The sequence below is a fragment of the Phenylobacterium zucineum HLK1 genome, from assembly GCF_000017265.1.
Lineage (GTDB): Bacteria > Pseudomonadota > Alphaproteobacteria > Caulobacterales > Caulobacteraceae > Phenylobacterium > Phenylobacterium zucineum.
The window spans coordinates 2,407,100-2,425,049 of sequence record NC_011144.1 but is presented as its reverse complement, the minus strand read 5'-3'; the positions used below and the strand labels follow the sequence as shown (position 1 = coordinate 2,425,049).

Here is a 17,950-nt window from a genome sequence, read left to right as displayed (position 1 = left end):
GATGGCCAACCTGAACAACCGCGCGCGGGCCGAGCGAACCTACGACGCCATCGTGGTCGGCAGCGGGATCACCGGCGGCTGGGCGGCCAAGGAGCTGACCGAGCGGGGGCTGAAGACCCTGGTGCTGGAGCGCGGCGGGCCGGTGCGGCACGTCCTCGACTACCCGACCGCCGCCGCCGATCCCTGGGACGCCCAATATCCCAGGGGCCGTCTGCCCGCCGCCGAGCTGAGGGCGAAGTACCCGGTGCAGCAGCGCACGGGCTACGCGCTCACCGAGCACACCCGGCATTTCTTCGTCCGGGACGACGAGAACCCCTACGCCGAGACCCAGCGGTTCGACTGGATCCGCGGCTATCACGTCGGCGGCCGCTCGCTGACCTGGGGCCGCCAGAGCTACCGCTGGTCCGACCTCGACTTCGAGGCCAATGCGCGCGAGGGGATCGCGGTCGACTGGCCCATCCGCTACGCCGACCTCGCCCCCTGGTACGACCATGTGGAGCGGTTCATCGGGGTCTCGGGCCAGGCCGAGGGCCTGCCGCAGCTTCCGGACGGCGTCTTCCAGCCGCCGATGGAGATGAACTGCGTCGAGAAGGCCTTCAAGGAACGGTCCGAGGCGCGCTTTCCCGACCGGCGGATCACCATCGGCCGCACGGCGCACCTGACGGCGCCCACGCAGGAACAGCTCGCGCTCGGGCGCGGCCAGTGCCAGTACCGCAACCTCTGCATCCGCGGCTGCCCGTTCGGGGCCTACTTCAGCTCCAATGCGGCGACGCTGGTGGCGGCCGAGCGGACTGGCCGCCTGCAGGTGCGTCCGAATTCCATCGTCACCACCCTGGTCTACGACGAGCGGCGGCAGCGGGCCTCCGGCGTGCGGATCCTCGACGCCGAGACGGGCCAGGAGGAGGAGTTCTACGCGGGCGTCGTCTTCCTCTGCGCCTCGGCGGTGGCGAGCGCCTGGATCCTGCTGAACTCGGCCAGCGCGCGCTTCCCGAACGGCTTCGGCAACGGCTCGGACCAGGTCGGCCGCAACCTCATGGACCATCACCTGGGGGTCGGCGCCTCGGCCTTGGTCGACGGGTTCGAGGACAGGTACTATTCGGGACGGCGGCCGAACGGCCTCTACATCCCGCGCTTCCGCAATCTCGGCGACGCCGCCAGCCGTCGGCCGGACTACCTGCGCGGCTTCGGCTACCAGGGAGGCGCCGGGCGGCTCGGCTGGGACCGCCCGACGGAAGGCTTCGGCGCCGAGCGCAAGCAGGCTCTCAGCCAGCCGGGCCCGTGGGGCGTGCGGCTGGGGGGCTTCGGCGAGATCCTGCCCTACGCCGACAACCGCATGACCCTGAACCGCGAGGTGAAGGACCGCTACGGCCTGCCGACGCTGAGCTTCGACGCCGCGATCGGCGACAACGAGGCGGCCATGCGCAAGGACATGGCGGCGGCCGCCGCCGAGATGCTGGAGGCCGCCGGCTTCAAGAACGTGGCGCCTTACGAGGGCGACTACGCCCTGGGCCTGGGCATCCACGAGATGGGCACGGCCCGCATGGGGCGCGATCCGACGACCTCGGTGCTCAACGCCCGCAACCAGCTTCACGAGTGCCCGAACGTCTTCGTCACCGACGGGGCGGCCATGACCTCGTCGGCCTGCGTGAACCCGTCGCTGACCTACATGGCGCTGACCGCTCGGGCCGCCGCGTACGCGGCCGAGGCGGGCCGGAAGGGAGACCTCTGATGGCGACCCCGATCCTCAACCGCCGCGAAGCGTTCGCCGGCGCGCTGGCCGCGCTCTGGATCGCGCCGGTGGTGGCCCACGCGCAGGCCGCCGCCGCGGTGCCCGCCTGGACGCCGACGGCGCTCTCGACCGACGAGGCAAGGACGCTCGCCGCCGCCTGCGAGCGGATCATCCCTGCGACCGACACGCCCGGGGCGGCCGCGGCCGGCGTGCCCCAGTTCATCGACCGGGCGCTGGCCGGCTGGTGCGAACCGCAGGAGGCCGAGCGGCTGCGGGCGGGGCTCGCCGGCCTCGACGCCGCCGCGCGGGCCCGGTTCGGCGCCGCCTTCGCCGCCCTGCCGCCCGAGCGGCAGGACGAGCTGCTCCGGACCGCCGACGCCGAGGGCCGCGCCGCCGCCACGGCCCGGCCGCCCCGCCCGCACTGGTTCCCGGCCGTGCGGGAGCTGGCGACCGTCGGCTACTTCACGTCCCGCGCCGGAGCGACCCAGGCGCTGCGCTACGATCCGGTCCCCGGCGCCTACCGCGGCTGCGTGCCGCTGGCCGAGATCGGCCGGGGCTGGGCGACGTGATCCGCGCTGGCCTGCTGGCCATGGCCCTCGCCGCCGCCGCGCCCGCCGCGGCGGCGGAGGACTGGCGGCCGATCTTCAACGGCCGCGACCTGTCGGGCTGGATCCCCAAGGTGAACCATCGCCCGCTGGGCGAGAACTGGCGCGACACCTTCCGGGTCGACGACGGCGTGCTGCGGGTCTCGTACGACAGGTACGAGGTGTTCAAGGACGAGTTCGCCCACCTGATCTACCGCACGCCGCTGTCGTCCTACCGGCTGCGCTTCGAGTACCGCTTCGTGGGACCGCAGACGCCGGGCGCCCCGGCCTGGGCGGTGCGCAACAGCGGCGTGATGCTGCACGGCCAGGCGCCCGAGACCATGAGCCTCGACCAGAGCTTCCCGGTCTCGGTGGAGGCCCAGCTCCTGGGCGGCGCGCCGGGCGAGACCCGGCCGACCGGCAACGTCTGCACGCCGGGGGTGACGATCTCCATCGCCGGGGCGCCGCGCCGGGAGCACTGCCTCAGCTCGGCCTCGCCGACCTATCCCGAGGGCGAGTGGGTCCGCTTCGAGGCCGAGGTGCGGGGCGGCCGTCTCGTCCGCCACAGGATCAACGGCGAGGTCGTCATGGAATACACCGACGTTCGCCTGGCGCCGGCCGAGTACGCCCAGCTCGGCGCCGACCCGTCGGCCTTCCCGGCGGAGGCCGCGCCGCTCGAGAGCGGCTACATCTCGCTGCAGGGGGAGGGGCACCCCATCGAGTTCCGCCGCATCGAGGTGCTGGAGCTGCCCTGAGAGGCGCCGCCCCTCCGCGCCCGTCTACTGCACCGTCTGGCCGAAGGTGGCCCGGGCTTCCTGGCAGGCGCGCTCGCAGCGGCGGCAGGCCTCGGCGCAGATGCGGCAGTGTTCGTGCATGTCGGCATGGCGCTCGCACTCCTGCGCGCAGATGCGGCAGGCCGCCTCGCAGGTCTCGAGCATCGAGGCGATCAGCGCCTCGTTCGACCCGGTCCGGCGCGTCGCCAGCACCCCGGTGGTGTAGCAGACGTCGGCGCAGTCGAGGCACGTGCGCACGCATTGCGCGAGGTCCTTGACCATGTCCTCGCCCAGGCAGGCGTCGGCGCAGGACGAGCAGGTCTGGGCGCAGTCGTAGCAGTCCTCGATGCAGCGGATGAGGGCGTCGTTGGTGTTCCCGCGGACGTGCGGATGCGTGGAAATCATCTGCATGGCGTGCATGGCAGGCTCCTTGGGCTGAGGGGATTGCGAACCCAACCCTGGGCGCTCTCCGATGTTCCCACGACCACATTTGGCCGGGACCGGAACACCGTTCCGTGAGAGACTGCCGGTGGGGGAGATCTCACCAAGGAGGGCTCAATGAGCACCAACGGCTTGGAGGTCTTCGACAAGACCCTGCAGACCACGCACATCTGGCTGAACGAGATCACGGCCGAGATCGGGCCCGACCGGCAGGTCGCCTGGAAGGTGCTGTCGACCGTGCTGCACAAGCTGCGCGACCGGCTTCCGGTGGAGGTGTGCGCGCACCTGTCGGCCGAACTGCCGCTCCTGATCCGCGGCGTCTTCTACGATCAGTACCAGCCGGCCCGGCAACCCAGCGACTGCCGCGACTTCGACGAATTCACGGCCGAGGTCTCCGAGTGGCTCACGGACACCCGGCCGGTGGATCCCAAGGACGCGATCCTCTCCGTCTTCCGCGCCCTCTCGCGCCACCTGCCCGAGGGACAGGTGCGCAAGGTCCAGGAGGCGCTGCCCGGCGACATCCGCGAGGCCTGGCGCAACGCTGCGCTCGATGTGCACCCGCCGCCGGTGCAGGGCGAGCGCGGGCGCTACGGCGAGACGGGCGAGCCCGCGCGGGCCTGACCCGGTCGGCCGGCGCGTCCTGACCCCTGTTCAGGCCCCCTCCGCCCGATTACGGAAGGGGCATGCAGAGCAGCGAGAAGCCCGCCGTCTTCACCGCGCCGAAGGTCCAGGTCGCCCCCGACCAGGTCTGGCGCGACCTGCAGACCTGGGTGCAGGCCAACGGGACCGAGATCGTCATCGCGCTCGCGGCGGGCCTCGTCGTCTACCTGGGCCTCAGCCTGGCCCGCAGCGTCTTCGCGCGCCTGAAGGACAAGCCCGGCGCGCCGCTCGGCTTCCGCGCTCTGGTGGGGCGGGCCGCCAGCCGCACCACCCAGCTTTTCCTGATGCTCGCCGCGGCCAAGCTGGTCGGCGGCTACGCCGACCCGCCGGCGCCGCTCGCCCGGACGATCGACTTCCTCTTCACCATCGTCGCCGCGTTCCAGGCCGCCGTCTGGCTTCGCGAGGTGGTGCTCGGCCTCATCGAGCGCCGCACGGCCGAGGAGGGGCAGGGGGAGACGCTCGCCAACGCCATGGGCATCATCCGCCTGCTGGTGACCGTGGCCATCTTCGCGGTGGCCGTGATCGTCGTGCTGGACAACGTAGGCGTGAACGTCACCGCCCTCGTCGCCGGCCTGGGCATCGGCGGCATCGCCATCGGCCTCGCCGCCCAGGGCATCTTCTCCGATCTGTTCGCGGCGCTCTCGATCATCTTCGACAAGCCGTTCCGGATGGGCGAGACGATCAACTACGACACCACCACGGCCACGGTGGAGAAGATCGGCCTGAAGAGCACGCGCCTGCGCGCCATCAGCGGCGAGCGCAAGATCATCTCCAACGCCAATCTCCTGCAGAAGGAGATCACCAGCTACCAGACGCTCGATCACCGGCGTCTGAAGTTCGCCATCGGGGTGATCTACCAGACCGACCCGGACCTGGCGGCGCGCATCCCCGACGTCCTGCGCGGGATCGTCGAGGCGGAAGGGGCCAGCTTCGTCCGCTCGGGTTTCGTGGGCTTCGGCGCGAGCTCGTTGGATTTCGAGGTGGAGTTCGACGTCTACCGACCCGACTGGGAGGAGATCTACGCCATCCGCCACCGCATCGGGCTCGCCATACTGCGCCGGTTCAACGCCGAAGGCCTGGAATTCGCCTATCCCACCCAGACCACCTTCACCGCCGCGCCCGACGGCCGGATGATCCTGCCGTACCCGGAAGGCGGGTTCGCCGTGGCGCCTGCGCCCGCGCCGGACGACGGCGCTCGCCGCTAGCCTACGTCAGGCGCATGACGGCCACGGGGTCGGACGCAGGGAAGGTTTCCTCGAGGGCCTCGTCCAGCAGCTGCTCCTGGCGGGCCTGGGCGCGCATGGCGTGCGCTGCCACGTCAAGACCCGGCGCGCCACGTGTGGCGCGGCCCGATCGGCGGCCATGAGTGTTCTGGTTGCTGGCGAATTGCATCTTTGCCTCCTTATGCCCGAATACATCGGGAGGCGGTGAGGCGTTTTCAACAACAACAAATCGAAAGCGCTCAAGTAATCTTGCTTCAAAACTACTTGAAGGCGCATGGGCTCTCAATCCGGACCGCCGGGGTCAACTCGCGTCTTCGGGTTCCAGCGGCGGCACCCCCGGCGCGCCTTCGCGCCGGTCGCGGGCGAGGGCGGCCCGGACGATCAGCATGAGGCTGATCGGGGTGGTCAGGGTGAGGAAGACGGCGATCAGGATTTCGTGCAGGACGAGCTCCCCGCGGATCGTCGAGAAGTAGAGGACCGAGCTGGTCAGGATCAGCATCATGCCGAGGCTGGATCCCAGCGTGGGGGCGTGCACGCGCTCGTAGAAGGACTGCAGGCGCACGAGGCCGATGGCGCCCATCAGGGCCAGGAAGGCCCCCGCCACGAGACAGACGCCGATCAGCGCCGCCACGGGCAGGGGGATGCTCGCCGCCCCGTTCATTCGACCACCTCGCCGCGCATCAGGAACTTGGCCATCGCCACGGTGCTGGCGAAGCCCAGCAGCGCGATGATCACGCTGGCCTCGAAGTAGAGCGTGCTGCTCGTGCGCATGCCGAGCGTGACGAGGAGCAGCATGCCGCAGACATAGAAGGCGTCGAGTGCGATCACCCGGTCCTGGGCGCGCGGGCCGCGCACCATCCGGAAAATGTAGAGGCCCATGGCGACCACGAGCATGAGCTGGGCGAGCGTGACGGCGGCCGTCAGCAGGGCGGCGCTCATTCGAATATCTCCCTCAGGGGCGCTTCGTAGCGCTGGGTGATCGTGCGGATCCACTCGTCCTCGTCGATCAGGTCGAAGACGTGGATCAGCAGCAGGCCCTCGCGGGCCTTGTAGCTCATCCAGATGGTGCCGGGCGTGGCGGTGATGATGCAGGCGAGCACGGCCAGGCCGTAGGGATCGGTGAGGCCGAGCGGGATGGTGACGAACCCCGAGCGCACCGTGCGCATGCGGCCCGAGACGAGGATCCGAAGCAGGGCGATGTTGGAGCGGATCACGTCGCCGAAGACCACGACCGCCAGGCGCAGGAGTCTTCGGCGGTTGCGGATGCGAAGCGGCGGCGGCTGCAGCCTGCCGAAGGCCGCCCCGAGCGAAAGCCCGAGGAGCGCGCCGATCAGCAGATGGCCCGCCGCGAGGCTCTGGTTGAGGACCAGCCAGGTCCCCATCAGGAAGAGGCTCATGGTCGGATAGGGGAGCAGCCGCCTCACGACCCGCCCTCCCGGTCGAGGACGGCGCCCATGTACCGGTCGGGAGCCAGGAGTTGGGCCGCGGTGCGCTGCATGAAGCCCATCGGGGCCTCCACGACGAACGTGAGCGCAAGGAGGGCAACCAGCAGCAGCCCCAGCGGGGCCGCCTCGCCGAGGCGGATCGCCGGCGGGATCCGGTCCGGCTCGGCCCACCAGATCTGGATGCCGGCGCGGGCCAGGGCGATCAGCGCGAAGAGGCTCGAGCCGATGATGATCGCCGCCATGACCGGCGCGGCGCCTGGAAGCGGTCCGGCGGGGCCCTGCAGCAGCGGCGCAAGCATCGCGACCTTGGCCAGGAAGCCGGGCAGGGGCGGTATCCCGGCGACGATGAGGGTGCACACGAGGAACCCGCCGCTCAGGACGCCGATCGGGGCGGAAATCAGGATCGGCCGCTCGTCCTCATCCCCGGACAGGCCATCGTCCTCGGGGTCGTAGGCCTCCAGCGTCGGCGCGTCCTCGAATTCGTCGGGCCCGATCAGCCCGTTCAGCAGGAAGAACGCCGCCGCGCCCAGCGTCGAGATCACCAGATAGAGCAGCGCCCCGGCGAGCGCCTGCGCGTCTGCGAAGGCGACGACGCCCAGGAGCGTGCCGACCGAGACGAGCAGGCTGTAACCGACCATGCGGCCGAGGTCGCGCACCGCCAGCATCCCCACCACGCCGACCGCGAGCGTCGCCCCGCCGATGGCGAAGATCCAGTCGCGCCCGAAGCCCGCGGAGGCGCCCGCCTCGTCGCCGAACAGCAGCAGCCCGAAGCGCAGCACGGCGTAGATCCCGACCTTCGTCATGATCGCGAACATGGCGGCGGCGGGCGGAACGGCGGCGTCGTAGGCCCGGGGCAGCCAGAACCCCAGCGGCCAGGCCGCCGCCTTGACCAGGAAGGCCACCGTCAGGATCGCCGCCCCCGCATGGAGCAGGCCCCGCGCCCCGTCCGAAGCCTCGGGGATGCGCTCGGCGAGGAGCGCCATGTTGAGGGTGCCGGTGACGCCGAAGATCGCGCTCACGCCGATCAGGAACAGCAGCGAGGCGGCGAGGTTCAGCACGATGTAGTGCAGCCCCGCCGCGACCCGCCGCTCGCCTGATCCGTGCAGCAGCAGGCCGTAGGAGGCGGCGAGCAGGATCTCGAAGAAGACGAACAGGTTGAACAGGTCGCCCGTCAGGAAGGCGCCGTTCAGCCCCATGAGCAGGAACTGGGTGAGCGCGCTGTAGTAGGGGCCAAGGCGCGACCAGCGGACGAGGGCAAAGCCGCTCGTGACGAGCGCCAGGGTGGTGGCGAGCAGCACCATGAGCGCGGCCAGCCGGTCGGCCACGAGCACGATCGCCACCGCCGCCGGCCAGTCGCCCAGTCGGTAGGTGAGCGAGAGCGAGCCCTCGGCGCCGTCCACCGCGACCGCCAGGGCGAGCGCCGCGAAAAGGGTGGCCAGGGACCCGCCCAGCGCGAGGGCGGCCTCCAGGCGCCGCCGGCGGCCGCCGGCCAGCAGCAGGAGCGCGCCGAAGGCCAGCGGCAGCAGGATCGGCAGGATGGGGAGGTGCTCGGCCACCGCGTCAGTCCTTGCCGTCGACGTGGTCGGCGCCGGTCAGGCCGCGCGCCGCGAGGACCACGACGAGCAGCAGGGCGGTGGTGGCGAAGCTGATCACGATCGCCGTCAGCACCAGCGCCTGGGGCAGGGGGTCGGCGTACTCGGCCAGGGTCCCGGCCTTGTGCCGCAGGATGGGTTCGGCGCCGATCCGCAGGCCGCCGATCGAGAAGATGAAGAGGTTCACCGCGTAGGAGAGCAGGGTCAGGCCGACGATCACCTGGAAGGTGCGCGGCCGTAGCAGGAGCCAGACCCCGGAGGCCGTCAGGACGCCGATCGCGGCGGAGAGCACGATCTCCATCAGAGCGCCTTCCCGAGCTCGGACTCGGGCCGCCGGTCCGCGGCCCCCTGGCGCGCGCGGCGCAGGGACTGGTGGGCCAGCGACACGAGGATGAGGGTCGTCGCCCCGACGACGACGGCGAACACGCCGAGGTCGAACAGCACGGCCGTCGCCGCAGGCGTCCGCCCGAGAGGACCCCAGTCGAGATAGGTGAAGTAGGACGTCAGGAACGGATAGCCCAGCACCAGCGACCCCGCGCCGGTGACGAGGGCCAGGAGCAGGCCGCTGGCGATCCACCGCAGCGGCAGCACCCGGACGCGCGCCTCCACCCAGCGCACCCCGCCCGCCATGTAGAGGAGGATCAGCGCGACGGACGCCGTCAGGCCCGCCGAGAAGCCGCCGCCCGGCAGGTCGTGGCCCCGCAGGAACAGGTGCGCCGCGAAGAGGAGGATCACCGGCACCATCAGCTGGATGATCAGCCCCGGCACCCGCAAGTACTCCATGAAGGCGTGGGCGCGGGCGCCCTCGACGTTCATGGCCTCGGCGGCCTGCTGGCCTTCGCGCTGGACGGGCGTGGCGATGCTCTCGGGGCTCGGTCGGAACCGCCGCAGGAGGGCGAAGACCGACAGGGCCACGATCGCCAGCACGGTCACTTCGCCGAAGGTGTCGAAGGCCCGGAAGTCGACCAGGATCACGTTGACCACGTTGCGCCCGCCGCCGGCGACATAGGACTGGCCGAGGAAGAACGCCGAGACCGAGTCGTCGATCGGATGGGTCATCACGGCATAGGAGAAGGCGGCCATGCCCGCGCCGGCGGCCAGCGCCAGGGCGCCGTCGCGGGCGCGCCGCAGGCGTGTGGCCAGCCCGCGCGCCTCGGGCATGGGGATCCTCGGCGGCAGCCAGCGCAGGCCCAGCAGGATGAGGATGGTGGTCACCACCTCCACCAGCAGCTGGGTGGTCGCAAGGTCGGGCGCTGACAGCCAGACGAAGGAGATGCACGAGATCAGGCCGGCTCCCGCGAGCAGCACGAGGGCGGCGAGGCGGTGGAACTTCGCCGCCATGGCCGCGCCGATGGCGCAGGCGCCGCCGATCGTCCACAGGCCGGCGAAGGCGGGGTCGACGGCCGAGGGGCCGAACGCCGGGACGGGGCCGCCGGTCGTCAGGGCGAGGAGGGCCAGGGCCAGGGCCGAAGCCAGCACGAACACCAGCTGCGGCTGCAGCCGTCCCGCGGGGAACCGGCGGGCGATCCAGCCGGGGACGACGTCGGCGACGATGTCCAGCCCGCGGTCGAACAGCGCCTTGCCGCTCGGCAGGCCGAGGCGGATGTCGCGCGGCCACAGCAGGCGCCGCCGGAAGACCAGGTAGAGCGCGACCCCAAGCGCAAGCGCCAGCATGCTCAGGCCCAACGCCGGCGTGAGGCCGTGCCAGATCGCGAGCTTGTATGCGGGGGCCTGGTCGCCGAGGACGGATTCGGCGGCGCGCCGAAGGAACGGGCCGACGGTCAGGGCGGGCAGGGCGCCGACCACCACGCAGGCCAGCGCCAGCAGGCCGATCGGCGCGACCATCCACGCGGGCGGCTCATGCGCCTGCCTCGCCGGATTCGCCGGCGCCGGGCCGAAGAAGACGCCGCCGACGAACCTCAGCGAATAAAGGACCGAGAAGACGCTCGCCGCCAGCGCGACGAGGGTCGGCAGGGCGCGGCGCGCGGCCAGGGTTTCCTCGAAGAACATCTCCTTCGACAGGAAGCCGTTCAGCAGCGGCACGCCGGCCATGGCGGCGGCCGACACCGTCGCGAGAACCGTCGTCACCGGCATGCAGCGGACGAGGCCGCCGAGCCGGCGCATGTCCCGTGTGCCTGCCTCGTGGTCGACCGCGCCGGCGGCCATGAACAGCGAGGCCTTGAAGATCGCGTGGTTGACGATGTGGAAGATGGCCGCGACGCAGGCGAGCGGGCTGTCCAGGCCGAGCAGGAAGGTGATCAGCCCGAGGTGGCTGATCGTGGAATAGGCGAGCACGCCCTTGAGGTCGTTCTGGAAGGTGGCCAGCACGGCGCCGAGCAGCAGCGTCGTCAGCCCGGCCGTGGTGACGATCCAGAACCAGGTTTCCGTGCCCGACAGCACCGGCCAGAGCGTCACGAGCAGGAACACGCCGGCCTTCACCAGCGTCGCGGAGTGCAGGTAGGCCGAGACGGGCGTCGGCGCCGCCATGGCCTGGGGCAGCCAGAAGTGGAACGGGAACTGGGCGCTCTTCGTGAAGGCTCCCAGCAGGATCAGCACCGTCGCCGGCGCGTACAGGGGACTGGCCCGGATCGCGTCGCCCTGCGCCAGGATCACGCCCAGGTCGAGGCTGCCGGCGATGCGGGCAAGCAGCAGCAGGCCCGCCAGCAGGCAGAACCCGCCGGCCGAGGTGACGATGAGTGCGGTGCGCGCGCCCTCGCGGGCGGCGGCGCCGCGGTGCCAGTAGCCGATCAGGAGGAACGACAGCAGGCTCGTCATCTCCCAGAAGACGACGAGGAGGATCACGTTGGCCGACAGGACGAGGCCGATCATCGACCCGGCGAACGCCAGGAGCAGCGAATAGAACCGCGGGACCGGATCGGCCGCCGACATGTAGTAGCGGGCGTAGATGCTGACGAGCAGCCCGACGCCGCAGATCAGCATCAGGAAGATCCAGCCGAAGCCGTCGGCCCGCAGGTTGAACTCGAGGCCGAGGCTGGGCGCCCAGGCGACCGTGAACCGCGCCGCTTCGCCGCCCGAGATCTCGCCCGACAGCGCGACGGTGAGGCTGAGGCCGGCGAGCATGGCGCCGATCGCCAGGCCGGCGGCCACGTTCCTGGCATGGGGCTTGAGCAGCGCGGCCGCGAAGCTCGCGACGAACGGAAGGGCCAGCAGCAGGACCAGCAGCCATTCGCGCGTCACCCAGGGCTCCTCCGGATCGTGTATCGGCGGTGTCTCGCGCCGCGCGCCATCCTCCCCGGTTCGGAAGGAGGGTTCAAGCTGCGGGCGCGGAACTCAGGAAAGAAAAAACGTCGGTCCGCGGGGTGTTCAGGGTGCGGGGTGCTCCACTCGAAGCATAACGCGAAGTTGTTTTGAATATTGATTGGGGCGACCTAGATCATCGGGTGGAAAATCTCCACAATCCCGTGATCCCGCGCGGCGGTTGTGCATGTCACCAAGGTGAGGCCGTGTCCGATCAGCCCAAGGCGTCCATCCCACCGAAGAAGATCCTGCTCGCCACCGACCTGAGCGGCCGGGGCGACCGGGCGCTCGATCGGGCGACGCAACTTGCCGCCCAGTGGCACGCCGAGCTGACGGTGGTGCATGCGATCGAGGGCGCGGGCGACCTGCCCGACTATCGACGGCTCCCCTCCTGGCGACGACCGCCCGAGCCGGCGGCGCTGGTCGAGCGGCAGATCCGCGAGGACGTGCGCGGACCTTGCCCCCGCCTGCGCGTGGTGGTGGAGGAGGGGCCCGCGCCCCAGGTGATCCTCAACGCGGTGGCGAACGAAGGCGCGGACCTGGTGGTGCTGGGCCTGGGTCGCCACCGGCCGTTCGGACTGGCGGGGGTCGGCCGGACGATCGACGAGCTTTTCCGGCGATCCCCGGTCTCGGTGCTCGTGGTCAAGCGCCGGCCGAACGGCCCCTACGGCCACGTGCTCGCGGGGGTCGACTTCACGCCGGAGTCGCGGCGGGGCGTCGAGGTGGCGGCGGAGTTCTTTCCCGAGGCCGCCATGACCGTGATGCATGCCTACGAGCTCCCTTACCGGGGCTACATGCTCGACACCAAGCTGGGCCATGACTTCGCCGAGCTCGAGACCGGGACCCTGCGCGGCTTCCTCGACGAGGCCCAGCTTCCGCAGGGGCGTCGCGAGCGCATCTTGCCGCTCGTCGAGCATGGGCCGCCCGAGGTGATGCTCGGCGCCTATGTGATGGAACAGGGCGCCGACCTGACGGTGATCGGCGCCTACGAGCGCAACCGCCTCTTCCACGTCGTGGTGGTCGGGAAGGGGCCGCGCATCGTCGAGAGCATCCCCAGCGACGTCCTGGTGGTGCGGGCCGAGCGGCCAGCCGACTGACGCCGGCGCCGGCCGATGGACGCGGGCCCGGGTCTGGCGAACCGGGACGGGGTCTCGTACGGTGTCTGCGCTGCGGGTCCCGGCGCCGGTCGCGGCGCATCGCCGTCGTCGCGGCGCGCCCGCCGTTTCGCGGCCTCCGAGCCGCTTTCGTGAAAGGCGTTTCCCATGGCTGATGCAGGATCCTGGCTCCCCACCCTCAAGACCGATACGCCCGAGGCGGGCTATCAGCTCGCGCTCAAGCTCTCGCGGATGGCGGTCAAGCTGACTCAGCCGTCGGCGGAGGTGCGCGACGAGCTCAGGACGCAATACGAGCGGGATTCCGGCGAGCTGATCGAGATCGCCCACGTCGTGGCGGTGAACTTCCAGACCGTCGCGGCGGCCAACGACTATTGGCGGAGCGCCCGCGCTTAGCGGCGAGGCTCCTGCAGCGCGCGCCTACTCCGCGGCGAGCGCCGCCGGCGCCGACTGCGGCCCCCGAAGCAGCCGTCCCGGCAGGGCTCCGGTCGGCTCGCCGTCCCGATAGGTGACCTCGCCGGCCACGATCGTCGCGGTGTAGCCTTCCGCCCGCTGGATCAGCCGGCGCCCGCCCATCGGAAGGTCGTAGGCGACCTGCGGGCTCTTCAGCCGGAGACGCTCGTAGTCGATGACGTTCAGGTCCGCCCGATAGCCCGGGGCGATGCGGCCCCGATCCCCCAGGCCCACGAGGTCGGCCGCATAGCTGGTCTGCTTGCGGATCATCTCCTCGAGCGGAAGCTTCGGTCCCCGGGTGCGGTCCCGCGTCCAGTGGACCAGGGTCGTGGTCGGGAAGCTGCCGTCGCAGATGGTGCCGACGTGCGCGCCGCCGTCGGACAGACCCGGCACCACGGCGGGGTGGCTCAGCATCTCGTGCACGGCGCTGAGGTCGCCTGAGACGTAGTTGGCGAAGGCCAGGTAGAGGATGCCGCGGCCGTTCCGGTCCAGCATGTGGTCCAGCGCCACCTCGGCCGGCGTTCGGCCCTGGCGGGCGGCGATGGCGGCGACGGTCTGGTCGGGCGCCTGTTCGTAGTCGGGCTCGTCGCCCAGCAGGAACATCCGGTCCCATTTCTGCAGCTCGATCACCCGCAGCCGCTCCGCCGAGCCGCCCTCGGCCAGCAGTCGGGCGCGGAAATCGGGATCGCGAAGGCGCGCGACCCGCTCGGCGTGCGGAAGGTCGCGGATCTCGGCGTAGGAGGGGTGCTGCAGGAAGGGATTCAGCGTCAGCTCCAGCCCGAATAGGATGCCGATCGCTCGCGGGGCCGCCTGCGCCGCCATCGGCAGCCCGGCCTTCGCCGCCTCGGTGAGCTTCTGAAGCAGTATCTTGTAGTCGCCCGGCCGGTCGCTGATCTGGGCCAGGCCGAACGACAGGGGACGACCCGACCTCTCGACGAGCCGCCGCAGCATGGCGAATTCCTCGGCCGGGTCGAAATAGTCGCCGATGTATTCGATCACGCCGCGCCCTTCGGCCGCGAGAGCCATGGCGATCCCGGTGAGCTCGTCCTCAGCGGCCCCCAGGGTCGGGGTGGATTCCCCGTCCTTGGTGCGGTGGTTCAGCGTCTTGGAGGTGGAGAAGCCGAGGGCGCCCGCCCGGATGGCCTGGCGGGCGATCGCCGCCATGGCCGCAATGTCGTCCGGGGTGGCCGGCTCGCGGTTCGCGCCCCGCTCGCCCATGACGTAGACCCGCAGCGGCGCGTGCGGCAGCAGGCCCCCGATGTCGAGGTCGAAGCGGCGGCCCGCGAGGCTGTCGAGGTAGTCGGGATAGGTCTCCCAGTTCCAGGGCAGGCCCTCGTCGAGGACCGGGAAGGGGATGTCCTCGACCCCTTCCATCAGCCGCATCACCCGCTCGCGGTCGTTCGGACGGCAGGGCGCGAATCCGACCCCGCAGTTGCCCATCACCACGGTCGTGACGCCGTGCCAGGAGGAGGGCTGCATCTGCTCGCCCCAGGTCGCCTGCCCGTCGTAGTGGGTGTGGACGTCCACGAAGCCCGGGGTGACCAGCTGGCCGCGCGCGTCGATCTCCTCGGCGCCGGCGGCTGCGATCCGGCCCACCGCCGCGATACGGCCCGCCTTGACGCCGACGTCGGCCACGAAAGCCGGCTTGCCGGAACCGTCGATGACCGAGCCGCCCCGCAGAACGAGGTCGAAGGCCTTCTCCATGGTCGCCCTCCCTGAGCGCCTGGACCGCGGGCGCAGATCGGCGCGCGCGATCGATGCAATTGTATGCAATTAGGTGCTCACGGATGACGCCTCGCGCCAAGTCGGTCAAGTCACGTTTGCCGGCGCAGCACGGGGAGGGGGGCCAGCTTCGCCTTCGCTATCCGCGCGATGTGGAGCCGGCTGTCCGGTCCGGGCGGCGCGCGGCCGGAGCGGCGGCGTTGGCGTCTTGCAGGGTCATTGCATGCAGGGGTCATGTATGGGCCTCCAGGGGCTCCGATGGGGCAGCGACGTGCGTGGGGCGAGCCTCTGGCGTTTCAGCCGGCGCTGACGCGACCTCAAGTTGCACGCCATGCGCGATCGTTTGCATTCACATATGTCCATATCTCCGGATTATCCTGCCTATGCCGGGGCGATGGAAAGCAGATTGCATCCAGTCTAATCGATGTGTATGCATTGAGGGAGTAAACGGGCGAGGGGCCAACCCTCGCCGATCAAAGCGCTGTCGCGGATCGGCCCTGCAGAGGCCAACGGGGAGGGAAGTAGATGAACCACAAGCGGTACTTGCTGGCCTTGCTGTCGACCACCAGCCTGCTGGGGGTCGCCTCGCCGGCGCTGACCCAGGCCGGCGGCGAGACGACGGCGGTCGAGGAACTGATCGTCACCGCCCAGCGTCGCGAGCAGAGCCTGCTCGACGTGCCGCTGTCGGTGGCCGTGGTCGGCGGCGACACGTTGCGGGACGCGAACCTCGCCAGCGTGACCGAACTCACTCAGCTGGCCGCGGGCCTGACCTACAACACCAACTTCGGCGGCGGCTTCCTGATCCGCGGCGTGGGGACCCAGTCGGTCCTCATCTCGAGCGAGCAGAGCGTCTCCATCGTCATCGACGACATCGTGCAGGGGCTGCCCGAGATCAGCTTCGCCGGTCCGTCCTACCAGGCCCTGACCGACATCGAGCGGGTCGAGGTGCTGCGCGGGCCGCAGGGCACGCTGTTCGGCAAGAACAGCTCGGCCGGCGTGGTCCAGATCATCACCAAGAAGCCGTCGCTGGGCGAATACCTCGGCGACGCCACGGTCTCCTACGCCACCGACAACGAGATGCGGGTCGGCGCCAACGTCAACATCCCGCTCGGCGAGACGGCGGCCTTCCGGCTTTCGGGCTTCGTGAACCGCCGCGACGGCTTTGTGGAGAACCGCTTCACCGGCAAGGACCTCTCCGGCTACACGATGCGCGGCTGGCGGGCCAAGCTGCTCTGGAAGCCGACCGACCGGGCCGAGCTCTACCTGGTCGGCGCCCACATCGAGAACGAGGACTCCGGCAACGGCATCTGGACGCTCCGCAGCTGCGGCAGCGGCTTCAGCGGCACGCAGGGGGTCATCGTTCCCTGCAACGAGGTGGCCAAGTACGGCGTTACGGCCGGCCCGAAGAACCTCGCCGGGGCCTGGGACGGCCCCACCGGGGTGAAGACGGTCAACGACAGCGTCTCCGGCCGCCTGACCTACGACCTCGGCGGCGGGGCGGTGCTGAAGGCGATCACCGGCTACTACGAGATCGACACGAACGAGGACCTCGAGGTCGACTCATCGCCGCGGCGGATCCTCTCCACCAACGTGACCCAGCTTCGCCAGCGGCAGTTCAGCCAGGAGCTGCGGCTGGAGGGCACCTACGGCAACCTCGACTACACGGTGGGCGGTTTCTACTACAAGTCGCGCAACCTCACGATCGGCCTGCAGGCCGGCACCTTCGCCCTCATTCCCGACAGCTCGCCCATCAGCCTGACCACCGCCTTCGGTCCCGTCCGGTGCTGCATCTCCGCGCAGGACTCGACCACCGAGAGCCTGGCCGCGTTCTCCCAGGGGACGCTGCGGCTGCTCGACGACCGGCTCTCGATCACGGGCGGCATCCGCTACACCGACGACAAGGTGTCCCTGGACAGCATCGCCTACGACGCCGGCAACGTGTGCCAGGTGGCGTTCGCCCTGGGCGGCGCCTGCAAGGTCCCCGGCATGAACGAGGTCGCGACGCGTTCGAAGAGCGTGGACGACGTCTCGGGACGCGTTTCGGTCCAGTACGAGGTCGTGCCAGACGTGAACGTCTATGCGACCTACTCGACGGGCTACAAGGGTCCGCTCATCTCCTACGCGCGCGGTCAGCCGCTGTTCGAGGTCGACGCCGAGACGGTCACCAACTACGAAGTCGGCCTGAAGGGCGCCTTCTTCGACCGCCGGCTGGTGGCCACGGTCGCGCTCTTCCGCTCCCGCTATTCCAACTTCCAGGGCCAGACCACGGTCGTCGACCCGAACAACCCGGCGGTGCGCAGCCTGATCACCACCAACGCCGGGGGGCTGAAGACCAAGGGCCTCGAGGCGGACGTCGTCTTCCAGGCGACCCCGGAGCTGACCCTTCGCGGCGCGTACGCCTACGTGCCGACCGAGTACATCGACTTCGCCATCCAGTGTAACGACCGCTACGCCAACCCGGCGACCGTTCCGGGGCAGTGCACCTACATCAGCCCGCGGGCGCCGGGCGTGCTGCAGTTCAACGCCGGCGGCTATCCCCTGGTCTTCGCGCCCAAGCACACCTTCAACGTGGGCCTGAACTACGAGCGTCCCGTCCTGGGCGAGTACCTGTTCGGCGCCTCGCTGACCTACAACTGGCGTGACGAGACCTACACGGGGGCTGCGGACCCCAACAGCATCGTGCCGTCCTACGGCCTGCTGGGCGCGAATGTCAGCTTCGGACCCGACGACGGTCGCTGGCGGGTGAGCGGCTTCGCCCGCAACCTGCTCGACGAGTACTTCGTCACCGGCATCTTCAAGACGCCTCTGGACGCCGGGACCGCCGGCAGCACCCCGCTGTCGACCGTCGGCTACTCCAACATCCCCTCGATCGAGAGCAGCCGTACGGTGGGGGTGAAGCTCGAGGTCAACTTCTGATCGTCGGCGGTTCGCCGCCAGTGACGGACGCGGGCTGCGGAC

The 17,950-nt window shown here is 70.5% G+C and carries 17 protein-coding genes; 8 read left to right on the top strand and 9 right to left on the bottom strand.

The window, feature by feature from the left end; translation table 11 throughout:
• Position 1 precedes the first annotated feature (1 nt).
• Genes PHZ_RS11830 through PHZ_RS11820 form a run of 3 tightly spaced genes read left to right on the top strand, consistent with a single transcriptional unit; the run spans position 2 to position 3,068 of the window.
• On the top strand, positions 2-1,729 hold the full coding sequence (locus tag PHZ_RS11830; RefSeq protein WP_012522706.1) for a GMC oxidoreductase: 1,728 nt from the start codon (positions 2-4) through the stop codon (positions 1,727-1,729).
• Positions 1,729-2,298, top strand: coding sequence for a gluconate 2-dehydrogenase subunit 3 family protein (locus PHZ_RS11825; RefSeq protein WP_012522705.1), 570 nt, complete (start codon positions 1,729-1,731; stop codon positions 2,296-2,298). Before PHZ_RS11830 ends, PHZ_RS11825 begins: the two co-directional genes overlap by 1 nt.
• Positions 2,295-3,068 (top strand): 3-keto-disaccharide hydrolase, encoded by a 774-nt coding sequence (locus PHZ_RS11820; RefSeq protein WP_201765241.1) that lies wholly within the window; start codon positions 2,295-2,297, stop codon positions 3,066-3,068. Before PHZ_RS11825 ends, PHZ_RS11820 begins: the two co-directional genes overlap by 4 nt.
• Positions 3,069-3,092: 24 nt before the next feature.
• Here PHZ_RS11820 and PHZ_RS11815 read toward each other — a convergent pair whose 3' ends face one another.
• Positions 3,093-3,506, bottom strand: a complete 414-nt coding sequence (locus PHZ_RS11815) for a four-helix bundle copper-binding protein (protein ID WP_012522703.1) — start codon at positions 3,504-3,506, stop codon at positions 3,093-3,095.
• Between the two features lie 138 nt (positions 3,507-3,644).
• On the opposite strand from PHZ_RS11815, the gene PHZ_RS11810 reads away from it, so the two are divergent.
• A complete protein-coding gene (locus tag PHZ_RS11810; RefSeq protein WP_012522702.1) occupies positions 3,645-4,148 on the top strand; it encodes a DUF2267 domain-containing protein in 504 nt (167 codons plus the stop codon).
• Positions 4,149-4,210: 62 nt separating this feature from the next.
• Entirely contained in the window at positions 4,211-5,392 is a 1,182-nt protein-coding gene (locus PHZ_RS11805) for a mechanosensitive ion channel family protein (RefSeq protein WP_012522701.1), read from the top strand.
• Between the two features lies 1 nt (position 5,393).
• Here the strand turns inward: PHZ_RS11805 and PHZ_RS11800 are convergent, their stop codons facing one another.
• The 7 genes from PHZ_RS11800 to PHZ_RS11770 form a co-directional block, all read right to left on the bottom strand.
• Positions 5,394-5,579, bottom strand: coding sequence for a hypothetical protein (locus tag PHZ_RS11800; RefSeq protein ID WP_041373464.1), 186 nt, complete (start codon positions 5,577-5,579; stop codon positions 5,394-5,396).
• A gap of 132 nt (positions 5,580-5,711) precedes the next feature.
• On the bottom strand, positions 5,712-6,071 hold the full coding sequence (gene mnhG / locus PHZ_RS11795; protein ID WP_012522700.1) for a monovalent cation/H(+) antiporter subunit G: 360 nt from the start codon (positions 6,069-6,071) through the stop codon (positions 5,712-5,714).
• A complete protein-coding gene (locus PHZ_RS11790; RefSeq protein WP_041373463.1) occupies positions 6,068-6,349 on the bottom strand; it encodes a K+/H+ antiporter subunit F in 282 nt (93 codons plus the stop codon). Before PHZ_RS11790 ends, mnhG begins: the two co-directional genes overlap by 4 nt.
• A complete protein-coding gene (locus tag PHZ_RS11785) occupies positions 6,346-6,834 on the bottom strand; it encodes a Na+/H+ antiporter subunit E (protein WP_012522699.1) in 489 nt (162 codons plus the stop codon). Before PHZ_RS11785 ends, PHZ_RS11790 begins: the two co-directional genes overlap by 4 nt.
• The gene (locus tag PHZ_RS11780; RefSeq protein WP_012522698.1) at positions 6,831-8,411 is read right to left on the bottom strand and encodes a monovalent cation/H+ antiporter subunit D; all 1,581 of its coding nucleotides are present in this window, start codon (positions 8,409-8,411) and stop codon (positions 6,831-6,833) included. The genes PHZ_RS11785 and PHZ_RS11780 overlap by 4 nt, the downstream gene beginning before the upstream one ends.
• 4 nt (positions 8,412-8,415) lie before the next feature.
• Positions 8,416-8,748: a Na+/H+ antiporter subunit C gene (locus tag PHZ_RS11775; protein WP_012522697.1), complete on the bottom strand. Its 333-nt coding sequence runs from the start codon at positions 8,746-8,748 to the stop codon at positions 8,416-8,418.
• Positions 8,748-11,645 (bottom strand): monovalent cation/H+ antiporter subunit A, encoded by a 2,898-nt coding sequence (locus tag PHZ_RS11770; protein WP_012522696.1) that lies wholly within the window; start codon positions 11,643-11,645, stop codon positions 8,748-8,750. Before PHZ_RS11770 ends, PHZ_RS11775 begins: the two co-directional genes overlap by 1 nt.
• 266 nt (positions 11,646-11,911) lie before the next feature.
• Between PHZ_RS11770 and PHZ_RS11765 the strand changes: the two genes are divergently transcribed.
• Together PHZ_RS11765 and PHZ_RS11760 are read left to right on the top strand one after the other, a co-directional pair.
• Positions 11,912-12,802, top strand: coding sequence for a universal stress protein (locus tag PHZ_RS11765; RefSeq protein ID WP_012522695.1), 891 nt, complete (start codon positions 11,912-11,914; stop codon positions 12,800-12,802).
• Between the two features lie 165 nt (positions 12,803-12,967).
• Positions 12,968-13,213 carry a hexameric tyrosine-coordinated heme protein gene (locus PHZ_RS11760; protein WP_012522694.1) on the top strand — a complete coding sequence of 82 codons (246 nt, stop codon included), beginning with the start codon at positions 12,968-12,970 and terminating at the stop codon, positions 13,211-13,213.
• A gap of 24 nt (positions 13,214-13,237) precedes the next feature.
• Here PHZ_RS11760 and PHZ_RS11755 read toward each other — a convergent pair whose 3' ends face one another.
• Positions 13,238-14,974, bottom strand: a complete 1,737-nt coding sequence (locus PHZ_RS11755) for an N-acyl-D-amino-acid deacylase family protein (protein WP_012522693.1) — start codon at positions 14,972-14,974, stop codon at positions 13,238-13,240.
• A gap of 543 nt (positions 14,975-15,517) precedes the next feature.
• Here PHZ_RS11755 and PHZ_RS11750 point away from each other — a divergent pair.
• Positions 15,518-17,908, top strand: a complete 2,391-nt coding sequence (locus tag PHZ_RS11750; protein ID WP_012522692.1) for a TonB-dependent receptor — start codon at positions 15,518-15,520, stop codon at positions 17,906-17,908.
• Positions 17,909-17,950 lie beyond the last annotated feature (42 nt).